Consider the following 16,232-nt stretch of genomic DNA (forward strand, 5'->3'; position numbering starts at 1 on the left):
TTCTATTTTAATAATTTTAATACCTTTCAGTAGTAGCACTCTCACTTTGATATACGCCACTTTCAATTAATTTTACCAATTCATCATACAATGCTCTAATTCCCAATTTACTACTTTGGACAGCAGCAGCACTAAAGTGACCACCACCACCTAAGTTTTCACAAATAATTTGAACATTTATTTCACCGTTGCTTCGTGCTGATAAACAAGCACGTCCTTGACGATCATAAGCAATAGTAAATGATGCTTTACAATCACGTAAGTCTAACAACATTTCTGAAATTTGGGCTAAATATGAAGTATGTACTTCTAAGTTTTCATCACCAACAGCAACTAAAAATCCTTTTTTAATTTCTTGGGCGTGACTAATTAAAGCAAATTTATCAATTAGTTCATTTAAACTATTTTTCAATAATCCTTTAACTTTAGAAGGAGAAGCTCCTCAATCAGTTAATAATCCACAGGCTTCAAAAGTTCTTCTTGTTGTTCTTACTTGGAAATTATTAGTATCAATTAAAATACCTGCAAACATTATATTTCATAAAAATTCTGATTCAATATTATTAAAATCATTATAATAAATAATTTCTGTCATTGCTTCAGCTGTTGAAGAAGTTCCTGCATCAATATAAGAAGTAATGGTGCTACTAATTGATTCATCAGAAACACGATGATGATCAATAACAATAATTTTTACAGCTTTACTTAATAAATCAGGACTATCAACACGTTGTGGATTATGAGTATCAACAACAATTAATAAAGTATTTGCATGAAGAAATTTAAGTGCTTGTTTACCTGTAATAAAATTACGACTAATATAACTTTCAGGAACAAGTTCATGAAGAATTTTTAATGTTTTTTCATCAACTTCATTTTGATTAATAACATAATGAGCACTTTTATTTAAGCTTTTAGCAATTTCAATAATAGCTGTTCCTGAAGAAATACTATCAAAATCAGCAGCCGCATGTCCCATAACTAAAATGTTTTCTGCTAATTTTATTTCATTATATAATGATTGTGCAAACATTCTAATATTAATTTTAGATTCTGATTGTTTTGCTTCAATAGTACCTCCAATAAAAACTGTATTACCACCAAATTCACGAATAACTACTTGATCACCACCACGATAAACTGCTAATTCTTTACTTTCAATAGCCAAATCATATAGATCTTTACTAATAGCATTACCATAAGAGAAACCAGCAGATAACGTAATATCTGCTTTAAATTTTTTAACACCTTCTCGAATATTTTTAATAAGTGGAAAGTTATCATTTCTTGCTTTATTAAATTCATTTTGATAAAGTAAAATATTGTAACCATCTTCAATATTACCTAATAATAAACCTGAATAATTATTAGCAAAATCATTTAATTCAGTTTTAATAAATGCTTCAACACGAATTTGATTCTCAACTCTTAATTTTTGTAAAGAATTATAAAAATTATCAATACTAATTACACCAAAAACTAATTTTTCTTGCTGCAATTTATTATATAAGAAATGATATTTAGTTGTTTCTTGTAACAAAATTGTTCTAGTTTGTACTAAATAAATAGCATCATAAAGCATATCTTCAATTTTAAGTGTAATTTGAGTAATATTATTACTAATTAATTGTTCTAAATCTCTTGATAGTTTAACAATTGATTTTCCAATTAGTCTACCTAAACCTTTATCTTCTAAAAATTCACTTACTCACATAATTGATAAATCACTATCTAAAACAATCATACCAACACTACCAAAAGTTAAAGCTTGTGCATTATTTAATTTTATGATTTCAGCTGTGTTAATATAACGATGACGAATTCATAAACTAAATAGAAAAATATAAAGACAAACAATAATAAAATTACCTAAAACTAAACTTAAAATTACAGTAATAGTGACCACTTGTTCTGCTGTCTCAATATTAACAATAAAATAAGTCAAGCCAATTAAAATTTCAACTACTAATCAAACAATCATTATTAAATGATAATTTCTTAACGATTTGAACACTTTGTCACTTCCTTCTAATATTATTAATTATACTATAACACTAATATTAAAAACAGCCATTATCTTTTATGTAATATAATACTATTAAGGTCTTTTTATTTTAATTTTAAACTATTATTTAAAATAAAATATTTTTAAGATAAAAAAATAAATAAAAATTGAGTAAGTTTACAAATCTTACTCAATTTTTTTATCTTGAATATCTTAATAATCCCATGATTTGGGCACGTTTTATATTTTTAGCAATTAAACGTTGATACTTTGGATTAGTACCTGTTGTTCTTGCTGGCAAAATTTTGTTATTATTACCCATAAATTTACTTAGTAATTCAATATCTTTATAATCAATATAAGTAATATTATTTTTAGTAATAAAACAAAATTTTCTTCTTGTAAAATTTCTTGGTTTACCAGTGTTCATAATTATCCTCCTTTAATTATTTAAATCTCAAATGATATCTTCTTCATCAAATTCTATATTTTGAATAGCCGCTTCTTTTTCTTGAAGCTGATTAGTATTAGTAAAGGCAATATCAGTACTATAATTAGGACTTTTAAAAGCATCATCTAAATGAATTTTATTCTCATCTCTTGGTTTTGAATAATTAATATTAGTGTTATTACCACTACTATCTTTTTTACGATTATCTAAAAAAGTAACAGTTTGTGCAACCACTTCAGTAATATATAGTTCTTTTCCATTCTGATCTGTTGATTTTCTTACTGACAGTCTTCCTGAAACTGAAATTAAAGAACCTTTAACTAAATAATTAGTCATATTTTCAGCAACTTTATTTCAAGCCACACATGAAATATAATCAGCTTGATTTTGAATATTATTAACTGCAAGTGTAAAAAAAGTAAAAGGTTTTCCTGTTGAAGTTTGATGTAACTTTAAATCACGAGTGATTCTACCAATTAATGTAACAATATTCATTTTTTATCCTCACTTTTAACTTAGATTTTATTAATCTTTTTGTTCAGTATTCGATGCATTATTATTAGTATTTGTTTTTGAATTTTGGTAATTAGTTTTTGTACGATAAGATGACTCAGTACCAGCGATTGGTCTTGGTTTTCTTTCACCATTTTCATCACGATTATAAGAAGGACGATTTCCTGGTCTTGTTGGTCGAGAGAAAGAACTAGATTCTACTTGGCGTTTTGGTTTAAACTTATTAATTTTTTCACTATCTAAATTAATAACCAAAAAACGCATTACGTCTAATTGTCTTTGTTTATTTAAAGCTACACGATTAAAGTTAGCAATATTTTCTGGTGAAGTTAGCACTTCAATAATAAAATAATGACCCTTAACTTTTTTGTTAATAGGATAAGCAAATTGACGAATAGAATCTTGTTCTTTAGTAATTTTTCCAGCATTTTTAGTTAAAATTTCACAAAATTCTTTTTTAATTAATTGTGCTTTTTCTTGATTTTGATCATCAACGATGTACATAATTTCATAATTATGCTTTTGTTTTAAATCTTCCAATGTTCGAAGACCTCCTTTTGGGCATATGGCTCTGATGAGCAAGGAGTAAATATATTAAGTTTGATTTTTAAATATTTGACTCATACAATATTATAACGTAATTACCTTTAAAGTAAAGGAAAAATAACAATAATTATTAATATAACATGAGAAAAAATGACTAAATAAAAATTTGATTTCAATAAGAAATTTTATTTTATATAATCAATTATTTTTTGTACTATTTCCTTAGGAGTTAAATCATTAGTGTCAATTACTAAAAAATTAAAGTTATTTTTTTCTTTTTCATATCACTGTTCATATTTTTTATTTAATAAACTTCAGTATTCATGAGGTACATGTTTTTCTGATTCACGACCACGAAGGTTTATGCGTTCAATTGTGTTTTCAAGATTTGCTTTTAAATAGACAATTAAATCAGGTTTAATTTGTGGATCAAAATAAAGTGATGAAATAATAACATTATTATAAAAATTTAAATACACTTCATAATCTCTATCATTCATATTGTTTTGAGCTTTTAATACTTCAACGAAAATAGGATCTTCTAAAATACTGCGATCAAAAATAACATTGTTAAAATTTTGTGCTTCTTTTAATTGTTTACTTCGTGCCATCAACATAAATACTTGCATTTTAAAAGCATATTCTAAAGGATTTTGATAAAAATCATCTAAATAGGGATTACTAGTAACTGGCTCGTCCATAATTTTATATTTTAATAATTTTGCTAATTCTCTACTAATAGTGCTCTTACCAACACCAACTACACCAGATAATACAATTTTCATTTTTTGCCTCCCATAATATATGATTACAATTAATTTATCTTAATATATAAATTTTCTCCCTCCAAATAAAAAAACATTTAATAAATTAAATTTTACTTTTACTAAAACTCGTTGCTTATATTTTCAAAGATTAACATAATATCAATTACATTTTTGAAATTATTGATAATACACTTTCTTGATTCTATATACCCTTTAATAACTATATTTATCATAACATAGAATTTATTGATAACGATACTACTACTTTTTAATACCTAAAGAGTTATCAAATAAATCAAATTGATATATTTATAAACTAAATTTTAAAAATAAAAGAGAAGTAAACTACAAACTAAATTACATTAATATAAACAGTAATCACATTAACTATTATATTTTCTTTCAAACTTGCTTGCCGCTTATTTAATTTAAATATACAAGAACTATTTCCCTTTCCATTCTTGATTCATACAAATTACAATCACAGTATACTTCATTTTTTATTTATAATTTTGCTGATTTTGATTTAGAACTACTTTTTAAAAACTGATTATCATCATTTATTTTTTGTCTTTCAAATTCATTTGAGTATACAAAATTATTAATATATTTTATATTGTGATTAAAATCTTCTTTAAGAAAATTATTAGTATAAAAATTTTCATCATTTACTTTACACTTTGAGCAATCTTTAGAAACAGCAATTTCTTTCCAGATATTCTCTTTAAATAATTTAATTTCTTCACGATTTTCAATTTCTTTGTCTTGAAATTTTTTAATTTTTTCTTCCAATTCTTTTATTTTTTCTGCAACTAATTCTTCATTTGTAAATATTTTTTCATCTGTTATTAATTCTTTAATATCAATAATAACAGCATCAAAATATGAAAAAGCAGTTTTGTCTAAAATAATACCAAACCCTATACTTGCTAAACCTCAAGAAAGATAATTTTTAAATTGTTTAAGGAATTCTCAAAAACTATTAAATCTATCACTAGTCATTTCATTTTTAATATAAGCTGTAAATAAGGCTCCCATACAACATAAACAACCTAATTTAAAACCGTGTATGATTAAATTTTTCAAAGCATTTTTTCTAATACTTGAAAAAATAGTTGCTATATTTTCGTTTGAATTTACATTTTCAATATCATCATTAATTGATTGATAATTTTGAATAGGCATATTTAAATATCCTCCTTTAACATAAAAAACTCATTACTTTAAAAACCAAGTAATAAGTTAAACAAAAAACTTTAATATAAAATTTTAGAATTATAATATCATATTTAAAATAAAAAGAAACTATTATTTAATAGTAATAGTTTTTACATAAAAATATATTTTACTTATTAATTTTAAAAAAAGAAAAAATATTTAACTATAAAATAAATTTAAATTTATAAAAATTTATAATAAACAATTAGACAATGTTTAAAATTAAATTAAATTATTTTAATAAAATAAATTATGATATTATTTTAAAGCGTATTATTTTCTGAAATAAATAATAAGTTACTAACAATGTAAATTTAGACTTTAAATTTATCAATTGTTATAATAAGAATAAATTTGTAAAGGGTCAGGTGAATTTTTATGTACAGTGAAAGTTTAAAAAATAATTTAAATGAAGATATTAGTAAGCATTTTACACACTTAAAAACAATAGAAAAAGATTATAAAATTACTCATGAAGGTGTATCAAGAATGGTAATGCTTGATCGTTATGCACAAAAAGATAAAAATTTAATTTCTTTAAAACCAGGTGATTTGGTAATTAGTATTATCCGTAAAGATGCTATTTTTCCAACTAGAGGAATTGGTTATGTTGTTGAAGAATTAGAAAATCAAATTTATGCTATCAAAATTGAAGATGAATACCTCGGCTCAATTGATCCTGAACTAATAAAAATTTCTGGTAAAGCTGGCATTATCCACAAACAAAAATATGAACTTGAAAAACCACTAGAGTTATTTTATGAACAAATTGCTTATCGTGTTAGTAAATCATTAACTACAAAAGAATCACCAAAATTAAGATCTGTTTATTTATCCCAATTTTATGAACAATTAAAATCGCTAAATATAGTACCTGCTGGAAGAGTTTTATATGAGGCTGGTAGTGATTCTGATGTTACTTTTTTTAACTGTTTCGTAATGCCTTTTATTCATGATTCACGAAGTGGAATTGCTGCCCATCGTCAAGAAGTTATGGAAATTATGTCACATGGTGGTGTTGTTGGTTCTAATGGTTCAACACTAAGACCAAAAGGTACTGTTGCTAAAACAGTTGGTGGTAAATCTTCAGGAGCTGTTTCTTGATTAAACGATTTATCTACATTAACTCATTTAGTAGAACAAGGTGGATCACGACGTGGCGCACAAATGATTATGCTAGCTGATTGACATCCAGATATTATTGAATTTATTATTTCAAAAATGCAAAATGCAAAAATTTTATTATGGTTAAAAGAAAATTCAAAATCAAGTTTAATTCGTGATGAAGCAAGTAAAAAATTAAAATTTGAAGTACTTAGTGACCAAGATCGTAATATTTTTGAATCAATCTTAAATAATGAACAACTTTTTAATGAAGAAATAATAGAAAATGCTAAAAATAAACTAGCACTTGGTGGATCTTGAGAAGTAATTAAAAGCGATTTTTTAACCGGAACTAATATTTCAGTAACAATTAGTGATGAATTTATGAATGCCGTTGCAACAAATGGTAAATGAAATTTACGTTTCCCTGACTTAGATAATTATACTGTAACTCAAAAACAAGCTTATGACGAACATTGAAATAAAATTGGTGATGTTCATGATTGAGAAAAAATGGGTTATCCAATTAAAACTTATTATACAATTAATGCATCTGACTTATGAGATTTAATTAATTTCTGTGCTACATATTCAGCAGAACCTGGTATTTTTTTCATTGATAGAGCTAATGAAATGACTAATGCTCAAGCATATGGTATGCGTGTTGTTGCTACTAATCCTTGTGGTGAACAACCATTAGCACCCTATTCAGTGTGTAATTTATCAGCAATTAATTTAGCTAATTTTGTTAATAAAAAAACAAGTGAAATTCTTTACGATGAACTAAGTAAATCTGTAACAACTTGTGTTCGTATGCAAGATAATGTTATTGACAGCACTCCATACTTTTTAGAAGCAAATAAAAAACAAGCACTTGGTGAACGAAGAATTGGTCTAGGAGTAATGGGTTTACATGATTTACTAATTTGAAGTAATCTAAAATACGGCTCAAAAGAAGCTAATGAAGTAGTTGATAAAATTTTTGAAACTATTACTACTAGTGCTTATCGTGCATCAATTAATATTGCTAAAGAAAAAGGAAGTTTTCCATTTTTAAAATCACGCGAAGCATTTATTAATAGTGGATTCATGAAAACAATGCCTGAAGACATCAGAAATGATATTCTTAAATATGGTATCCGTAACTCACATTTATTAACTGTTGCTCCAACAGGTTCAACTGGAACTATGGTTGGTGTATCAACAGGACTTGAACCATACTTTGCCTTTTCATATTTCCGTTCAGGAAGACTTGGCAAATTTATGAAAGTAAAAGCAAAAATTGTAAATGACTGATTACAGTATCATCCAGAATTTAAAGAAAAACCATTGCCAGATATTTTTGTTTCAGCAATGCAATTAACACCTGAAGATCATGCTAATGTACAATGTATTATTCAACGTTGAGTTGATTCTTCAATTTCAAAAACTGTTAATGCTCCAAAAGGTTACACTGTTAAAAAAGTAGAACAAATATATTACAAATTATATAAAGATGGAGCAAAAGGTGGAACTGTTTATGTTGATAGAAGTAGAGATAGTCAAGTCTTATCTTTATCCGATGATGATAATCAAATGCAAGAGCAAGTTAACTTAAGTGATCTTGGTCTAACTGAAACTTTTGCTGATAGTATTAATGAAACAAAACCAATTAAACCAGGATGACGTAATGATCGTCAAGATCGTAAAATTGGCACTGATTTAGGTGACTTATGTACAATGTGTAAAGAAGGAGTCCTTGTCTTTAGCGCTGGTTGTTATACTTGCAATAATTGTGGTATTCAATCTAAATGCGGATTATAAAAATAAAAAACTACTTAATTAATTTTAAGTAGTTTTTTATTTTTATATTTATTTACATTTTAGATGTTTGATAATTACTAGTTACATCCTGTTGTTCTAAAGATGTTGCTGAATGCAATTTATTTACTTCTTCACCTATATTTTTTCCTCACTCTTGAAGTTTTGTTTCAGATTGAAATGATTGATCATCTTCAAAAAATTTTTTTCTACACTCTTCATTGTACAATTTATGTTTTCTTAAAATATCAGATAAATTTTTTTCTCTTAATTCACTGTCAGATTCTATTGTTATAGTATTTTCTTCTTGCAAATTTACTTCTTCTACAATACTTTCTAGTCTTTTCAATAATTTTTCTAGTTTTTTTGTCTTTTTAATTTGGTTATATTTTTCATCAATACTTGGTTTAAATTGAAGAAGTGCACCTTTAAAAACTAGCAATACACCAATAGGTACGCCCACGGCTATACCAATAGGTCCTCCCGGAACTCCAATTAAAGCACCAAATAAAGCACCTCCAATCATAGGAACACCACCTTTTATAACCGTAATTCCTGATAACTCTAAATTTTTACAAATATCAGGATGTTTTTTTTGATTTTTATTTCAAAATTCTTTTAATTCATTATTTATTTTTTCTATAGTTTCTTTCATCTTTTATTCTCTTTCTATTTTTTGACTACAAAGATGGTTTAAATTTATTTTCTAAAGATAAATTTTGTAATCTTGTTGAATCTTCATCTAAATTTATATCTTGTCAACCATCAGTTTTTATGTTTTCTCTTTCTAAAAATAATTTGTCTCTTGACACGTCTTTATATAAGGTTGTAACTATATCTAATAATGCATCATAACATTTTTTATCACCAATCTTTAATTCTTTAATAGTTTTTTTAAAATTACTTGCATATTCCTCATATTCTTTTAATATAAGTTTCTTATTACTTTTATCTTGAAAATAATTATCTAAAATAATTTTTCATATTTTATTTTCAATATCTCGTATTTCTCTATCTTCTTTTGATAAGAAATTATTTTTCTCATTTTTACTTTTTTCTTTTAATATTTTACATCTTTGTAACTCTAAATCTTTTACTTCTTCTTTTTTATCATCTATAAATAAACGCAAACAAGCGATTTTTTTATTAAGTCTTGCTTTTTCATTCTTTAATTCTACAATTTCTTTTTCATTCTTATTTTTTTTTATTTTTTGTTTCAATTTTTTCTATTTTTGTTTCAATTTTTTCTATTTTTTTTAATTTTATTTTTATCTTTTTTTCTGCTTTTTCAATTTCATCAAGTTTTTTATATTCATCAAGAAACATATATTCAAAAAATATTTCTTTACTGTGTAACTTCATATATTCTGAATTTCTTAATTCTTCTTTTTCGAGTTTTTGTTCAAAAAGAAAAACTCACTCTTCTACTATTTTTGAATTAACTAAATTTTCAATTGCTTCTGCTATATTTCTACTCATTTTTCCTATTCCCTTTCAATATTTTATAAAAAACCAATCTTTTAATTTAAAATTAACACATTTTATTTTTTTTACAATAAAATTATTCTTAAAAATTGCATTAAATTTAATAAATAATTAATTTTATATAATCATTCTTTAAAATCAATTTTTATTTTTGTAATAAAACCTTATTTACTCATTACTACTAATATGGTAATATGAAGGTAATAACTTACTATTAACTTAAGTTATTAATTTTTAAAAGAGAATATAGTTTTCTTTTAAAAATTACCTTCATATTTAAATTTTTAATGAGAAAAGGAATTTATCAAATGAAAACATTTTTAATAAATATCACTCTGACAGCAATAACTTTAACTGCTGGAAATGAAATGATAGCAAAACATTTTAATGAACCAATAAGTGTGAAATCACAATTATATGTCCTTGGTGACAGTTTATCAGATAATGGTAATTTAGCTAATATTTTTACTTATGATACTTGAAATATAGATAAAGTTAAATTTCAAGAACCTTTTTATCATAATTCATTTACTAATGGCGATGTTGCTGCTAGTATTTTAGCGAAAAAACTAGGAACAGAACTATTACCAGCTTGATATCAAAAAGGTAATAACTATGCTGTAGGTGGAGCACAAGCTGGACAAAATCATAGTTGAGAATATCAATTATTCTTAAATCATTATTCTATTGACCACAAAGCTAATCAATTATTAAAAGATCATAAAATACAAAAAAATGATGATATTTTTATTGAAATAGGTGGTAATGATCTGCTTTCTGCTATGGATGAAAATTCAACAGCAAAACAAGAGTCAATTATTAATAATGCAATAACAACTGAGTTTGAAACTGTTGATACATTAATTAATGCTGGTGCTCAAAATTTAATAATTGCCAATGTGCCTAACATTAGTAATATTCCAAAATATGTTAATGAAAAACAATCTGTTAAAGAAGTAGCAAACCACTTATCAAATGAATATAATAACAAATGAAATGATAAAATTACTGAATTAATGAAAAATAATTCTGATATTAATATCAGACCGTTTGACTTAGAAACTAATTTTAGTGATTTATTATCTGAAGCACAAGAAATAGGAAAAAATATTACTAATGAATCAATAAAATGATCAATTCCCGGTTTAGCTTTAAATTTAAATCCAAGATATATTGATGGAACAACTCCAGAAACTATTAATAATAATTTTTTCTTTGATTATGTTCATCCAAATAAATGAGCAAATTGGTCTTGAACTATTCACTGAACTTACTTCATAAAAAATGTAACACAAACAATTAATTAACAATATTTTTATTCTTAATTTATTTTAATATATATAGTATTAAAGTAGTATAATACATATAAAGCCAAGAAAGAAGGTGTATTTAATGATTAAAAAGATTAACGATAATCTAAATGATTATATTAGTGAACATCTAAAATATCAAATGCTTAGTTTTAAATTAAGTAATGATGCAAATCAAAAAGGATATCCTGGGTTTGCACGCTTCTTCCAAGTAGAAGCAGCTGATGCTGTTGTTCATATTCGTAAAATTTGTAACTATTTAATGGATCAAGATGCTCAAGTTGAAATTAAAGACATTAAAGTTCCAACTTTTACTACAAAAAACATTGAAGAAGCATTAAAAAAATTAAAATCTACTAAAGAAGAATTACTTGATTTTACTAATAAACTTGTTAAAAGTGCTCGTGAAAATAATGATAATTTAACTGCGAAATTTTATGACTGATTCTTAATTGATTTCTATGAAGAAATTGCTTATGAAAAAGACTTATTGGATTGAATTGCAATGTCTAATAGTAACCTTTATAAAATTGACAAACGTTTACTAAAAACTGAAGAGCCAGATACTTTAAAAGTTATTGTTCCATTTTATGAACCCGAATAAATTTCATATTTAACTCTTAATTTTCACCAAAAATGTATAAAAAAATTATACATTTTTTATTTTTTTTATAAAAATTTGTTGTATTTTTTTGTTTTTCTTCTACTTGATAGTTTAAACTGCAGTTAATATTTCTGCTTTTGTTTCCAAAGGTAATTGAGATTCTATTAAGCCCCTATTCTCTCATTTTTGTTTGCTTGCATTTTTTGATTGTTCTGATAAAGGTTGCTGTAACTCTGGAATTTCAGTACTTATTAATTTTCATACTTCATTTAAAGATGTTAATTTTATTTCTTCTTCATTTAATTTATTTTTAATTTTTTGATCTTGTCAACTAGGTTTCTCATTTTCCTCATTTATTTCGGTTTGGATTTCAATACTTACTAATTTTGATTGATTAATTGTTCTTAAAGACTCCTATTTTTTTTCCTTTTTTTTCTCTAATTGCATTTTCTATTATTTCTTACAGTAATTGGTATTTCTCCAATTCATACAAAATGAATTGGATATTTATTATCTATAACTGGCATTTTTTTAATAACTCTTATATTTTATTTAAATGCATTGTTTAAAAATGATAATTCATCTTCAATATTTAATCTTGGAAATAATAACTCTTTTTTATTAACAGATTTATTAAAAACTTCATTCAAGTTGATATTGACTATTGGTTTAGTAATTTTTAAGACACCCAATTGTTCATGAATTTTTAATGAACTATTAACCAAAATTGGACTTAATAAAGCACTACTAATAATTAAAATATTTGCTAATAAATTTAAAATATTATGTAATTCAATAGTTTTATTATTTTTATGTAAATCTCATGGTTTTGTTAAATCAATTAATTTATTACCACTAGTTATTAATTTAAAAACGACATTAATTGCTTCATGAATTTGATACTCATCCATTTCAATATTAAAATCATTAATAGTACTTTTAATAATTTTAATTATTTCTATTGCTTCTGGTTGTAACTTATTTAAATTAACTTTGGGAATTTTACCATCACAATATTTAATGATCATTGTAACTGTTCGCGAAAGCAAATTACCTAAATCATTAACAAGATAAGAGTTATAACAATTTAAAAATAATTCATGACTATATTTTGCATCATGACCAATAATAATTTCTTTCATTAAAAAAAACCGTAATCCATCTGTACCATAACGATTTACTAATACTAAAGGATCAATAACATTACCTTTTGATTTTGACATTTTTCCTTCTTCATTAGTAATTCAACCGTGGGCCAAAATTCGATTTGGCTGTCTCAAGTTTAATGCCATTAATAAAATTGGCCAATAAATCATATGAAAACGACTAATTTCTTTACCAACTAAATTCACAATTTCACAATTTGAATCTAGTCAAAATTTTTTAAAATTAATGTCATCATCTTGTAAATAACCTAATCCTGTTAAATAATTACTTAATGCATCAATTCAAACATAAATAACATGTTTTGGATCTTCTAATACTGGTACCCCTCAAGTAAAACTCGTTCTAGTAACACTTAAATTTTCTAAACCTGGCGTAATAAAATTATTAATCATTTCCGTTTTACGATTAAGTGGTCATAAAAATAATGGATGTTCATCATAATATTTTAATAATTGTTTAGTATATTTTTCCAATTTTAAAAAATATGATGGTTCTGATAAAGTAGTAATATTACCTTGACATATTTTACATGTATTATTAATTTTATTAATTTGACTATCTGTCAAAAATTCTTCACAAGAAATACAATATGACCCTTCATATTTTCCCAAATAAATATCATTTTGTTTTAATAATTTGCTAAATATTTTCTGAACACTTAAAATATGATTTTTATTAGTTGTTCTAATAAATTTATCATAATCAATATTTAAGTTTTTTCATAAATTCTTAAACCCAACAACAATATCATCAACAAATTTTTGTGGAGTTTGTTTATTTTCATCCGCCTTTTTAGCAATTTTTTGACCATGTTCATCACTTCCAGTTAAAAAGAATACTTCATAACCTTGCATTTTCTTATAGCGAGCTAAAACATCAGCAATAATTGTTGTATAAGCATGTCCCAAGTGTAATTTAGCACTAGGATAATAAATAGGGGTAGTAATATAAAATTTTTTTGTCATTATTTGCTCCTAAATTTAATAATTATAATTTTACATTAAAATAGTATTATTTATTGTAATACTTATTTAAATTAATAATATTTTATTAATTTTTATTTTTTTATAAAATCGAACATTTTTGTTGATATTGATTTTCATTAAAACCATTATCAGAGTTAACAGCATCTATATCAACGTTTAAGTAAAACTGATAATCACTATTTACGTGTGAAATAACACTACTTTTTTCATTATCATAATTATTTACTGGTAAATACTGATTACCGTTACTCATTAATGGTTGATTTTGTAATTTTCTTGAACTTGCAAAATCATATCAATGTCTCAAAAGATCATTTTTTTCTCATTGTCTTCTTTTTTCTTTTTCTATTTTTTCTAAAATATTATTAAGTTTTAAAATTTTTAATCCAACCTTTTTCAATTCTTCTTTTTGATTACTTATATTAACTTTTTCACATACTATTTTGTTAATTCCTTTTTTTTCAAAATTATAATAACCAAAAGTTAAAAACTTAACTAATTTATTCTTAAATTTAAAAATTTTACTTGTTTTTTGTTTTTCGAAAATTTCTAACTTTTTAATACTATTTATATTATAAGAAAGAAATATAGATTGTTTTTTAATATTTGACTGCAATGTTTTTTCACATTTATATTTCTTATTATTAATATAATATAATATTATTTTTATTTTATTAATTTTCTTTTTTAATAAATTAATATCTATTTCTCCATTATCTTTTAAGTATCGATCATCTAAAACATCATAAAAGTGTTCTTCACTATCATAGCTTGTAATAAAATTAAAATCTTGATCTATAAAAGGAAAACTATTATCGATTTTGTATTTCTTCATAATTTTCACTCCTTAAACTTATATAATCTAGTGACTAATTACAATATTTTCTTAATCTTTTATTTTTATTGATTATTAGATAAAATAAAAAAACAAAAATTAATAAATTAAATGCTAATTAAATTTAATATTAAACATTATTTATCTTTAAAAACTTTTTTAAAAATATAATCAACATTTATTAAAAAAATATTATTATTACAACATTCATTTAACTGTTCACTAGTTAAATATTGATTAATATTATTCTTTATTAATACATCTTTAAAATTAATCATTTTATTTTGTGCTTCTAAAGTGCATTTTTGAATAAAATCATAAGCAATTTCACGTGTTATTTTTGGATTATTTTTAATAATAGCCAATAAAACTACTTGTGAAAAATAAAGTTCATTAGCTTTAGCAATATTATTTGCCATGGCACTAGTATTAATTACTAAATTATCTAAAATATTTATCATTCTATTAATAATAAAATCTAATATATGATAAATATCAGGTAACATAATGCGTTCATTAGAACTATGAGAGATATCACGTTCATACCATAATAAATTATTCTCATATACTATACTATTATAACTTCGAACTAATCTTGCTAAACCACAAATATTTTCAGAACCAATTGGATTTTTTTTATGTGGCATTGAACTTGAACCTTTTTGTGAAATAGAAAATCCCTCTAAAAGTTCATTAACTTCGCTACGTTGACTCAAACGAATTTCTAAAGCTATTTTTTCAATTGTTGTAGCAATTGAACTTAATTGTGTAATTAAAAAAATCAAACGATCACGTTGTACTACCTGCGTAGCACAACTGTCAACTTCCATTTTTCATTTTTTGGCAATAAATTCACTAACTTTTGGCGAAATATGAACAAAATTACCCATAGCACCCGTAATTTTAATAACTTCAACTTGTTTTCTTGCCAACTCCAACCTTACTAACTGTCTATTTATTTCATCGTATCATAAAGCAAATTTTAATCCTAATGAAGTTGGTTCACCAAAAATACCATGACTGCGACCAATTACTAATTGATTTTTATATTTAAACGCTAACTCTTTTAATTTAAATTGTAAAGTAATTAAAGCTTTTTCAATAATTTCATTTGAAAATTTTATTTGTAGATTTTGGACACTATCAACCATATCAGTTGAAGTTAAACCATAATGAATTCAACGACTTTCAGTTTTTAAGTTAGCACTTAACATTCTAGTAAACGCAACTACATCATGTTTAGTTTCTAATTCTAATTTATTCATTAATTCAATATCTAACTTAGCATTTTTTTTAATTAATTGAAAATCTTTAAAAGGAATTATATTTAAATGTTGTAATGATTCACAAACATCAATTTGAAAATTCATTCATAAGTTTAAACGATTTTTCATATTTCAAATATTAGTCATTGCTTTTGTTTCGTAACGTTCAATCATTT

General features: G+C 24.1%; 15 protein-coding genes. 3 read left to right on the plus strand and 12 right to left on the minus strand.

What is annotated here, in order from left to right; all coding sequences use genetic code 4:
- Positions 1-16 precede the first annotated feature (16 nt).
- The 6 genes from AACK83_RS10420 to AACK83_RS10445 all read right to left on the minus strand — a co-directional run bounded on the left by AACK83_RS10420 (position 17) and on the right by AACK83_RS10445 (position 5,467).
- Entirely contained in the window at positions 17-2,014 is a 1,998-nt protein-coding gene (locus tag AACK83_RS10420; RefSeq protein WP_252320081.1) for a DHH family phosphoesterase, read from the minus strand.
- Positions 2,015-2,204: 190 nt separating this feature from the next.
- Positions 2,205-2,435, minus strand: a complete 231-nt coding sequence (rpsR, locus tag AACK83_RS10425) for a 30S ribosomal protein S18 (RefSeq protein ID WP_338958381.1) — start codon at positions 2,433-2,435, stop codon at positions 2,205-2,207.
- A 12-nt stretch (positions 2,436-2,447) separates the two neighbouring features.
- Positions 2,448-2,951 carry a single-stranded DNA-binding protein gene (locus AACK83_RS10430; protein ID WP_174481286.1) on the minus strand — a complete coding sequence of 168 codons (504 nt, stop codon included), beginning with the start codon at positions 2,949-2,951 and terminating at the stop codon, positions 2,448-2,450.
- A gap of 30 nt (positions 2,952-2,981) precedes the next feature.
- The gene (rpsF, locus tag AACK83_RS10435) at positions 2,982-3,509 is read right to left on the minus strand and encodes a 30S ribosomal protein S6 (protein WP_174481287.1); all 528 of its coding nucleotides are present in this window, start codon (positions 3,507-3,509) and stop codon (positions 2,982-2,984) included.
- Positions 3,510-3,700: 191 nt separating this feature from the next.
- Positions 3,701-4,300, minus strand: coding sequence for a deoxynucleoside kinase (locus AACK83_RS10440; protein WP_252320085.1), 600 nt, complete (start codon positions 4,298-4,300; stop codon positions 3,701-3,703).
- Positions 4,301-4,786: 486 nt separating this feature from the next.
- Entirely contained in the window at positions 4,787-5,467 is a 681-nt protein-coding gene (locus AACK83_RS10445; RefSeq protein WP_338958386.1) for a hypothetical protein, read from the minus strand.
- 411 nt (positions 5,468-5,878) lie between these two features.
- Between AACK83_RS10445 and AACK83_RS10450 the strand changes: the two genes are divergently transcribed.
- Entirely contained in the window at positions 5,879-8,407 is a 2,529-nt protein-coding gene (locus AACK83_RS10450; RefSeq protein WP_338958389.1) for a vitamin B12-dependent ribonucleotide reductase, read from the plus strand.
- Between the two features lie 52 nt (positions 8,408-8,459).
- On the opposite strand, the gene AACK83_RS10455 is transcribed toward AACK83_RS10450, so the two are convergent.
- The 3 genes from AACK83_RS10455 to AACK83_RS10465 are packed head-to-tail and all read right to left on the minus strand — an operon-like array spanning position 8,460 to position 9,883.
- Positions 8,460-9,059 carry a hypothetical protein gene (locus AACK83_RS10455; RefSeq protein WP_338958391.1) on the minus strand — a complete coding sequence of 200 codons (600 nt, stop codon included), beginning with the start codon at positions 9,057-9,059 and terminating at the stop codon, positions 8,460-8,462.
- Positions 9,060-9,084: 25 nt separating this feature from the next.
- Complete coding sequence (locus AACK83_RS10460) at positions 9,085-9,624, minus strand: hypothetical protein (RefSeq protein ID WP_338958394.1); 540 nt, start codon at positions 9,622-9,624, stop codon at positions 9,085-9,087.
- Positions 9,599-9,883, minus strand: a complete 285-nt coding sequence (locus AACK83_RS10465) for a hypothetical protein (protein WP_338958396.1) — start codon at positions 9,881-9,883, stop codon at positions 9,599-9,601. The genes AACK83_RS10460 and AACK83_RS10465 overlap by 26 nt, the downstream gene beginning before the upstream one ends.
- A 314-nt stretch (positions 9,884-10,197) precedes the next feature.
- On the opposite strand from AACK83_RS10465, the gene AACK83_RS10470 reads away from it, so the two are divergent.
- The gene (locus AACK83_RS10470) at positions 10,198-11,196 is read left to right on the plus strand and encodes an SGNH/GDSL hydrolase family protein (protein ID WP_338958399.1); all 999 of its coding nucleotides are present in this window, start codon (positions 10,198-10,200) and stop codon (positions 11,194-11,196) included.
- 85 nt (positions 11,197-11,281) lie between these two features.
- Positions 11,282-11,803 carry a ferritin-like domain-containing protein gene (locus AACK83_RS10475; RefSeq protein WP_338958402.1) on the plus strand — a complete coding sequence of 174 codons (522 nt, stop codon included), beginning with the start codon at positions 11,282-11,284 and terminating at the stop codon, positions 11,801-11,803.
- Positions 11,804-12,351: 548 nt separating this feature from the next.
- On the opposite strand, the gene metG is transcribed toward AACK83_RS10475, so the two are convergent.
- From metG to purB, 3 genes are all read right to left on the minus strand, one after another.
- On the minus strand, positions 12,352-13,935 hold the full coding sequence (gene metG / locus AACK83_RS10480) for a methionine--tRNA ligase (RefSeq protein ID WP_338958404.1): 1,584 nt from the start codon (positions 13,933-13,935) through the stop codon (positions 12,352-12,354).
- A gap of 100 nt (positions 13,936-14,035) precedes the next feature.
- Positions 14,036-14,791: a hypothetical protein gene (locus AACK83_RS10485; RefSeq protein WP_338958407.1), complete on the minus strand. Its 756-nt coding sequence runs from the start codon at positions 14,789-14,791 to the stop codon at positions 14,036-14,038.
- A 137-nt stretch (positions 14,792-14,928) separates the two neighbouring features.
- Entirely contained in the window at positions 14,929-16,230 is a 1,302-nt protein-coding gene (gene purB, locus AACK83_RS10490) for an adenylosuccinate lyase (RefSeq protein WP_338958409.1), read from the minus strand.
- Positions 16,231-16,232: the final 2 nt, after the last annotated feature.

Source organism: Spiroplasma endosymbiont of Tiphia femorata, from assembly GCF_964020225.1.
In the GTDB taxonomy this organism is placed as follows: domain Bacteria; phylum Bacillota_I; class Bacilli_A; order Mycoplasmatales; family VBWQ01; genus Spiroplasma_E.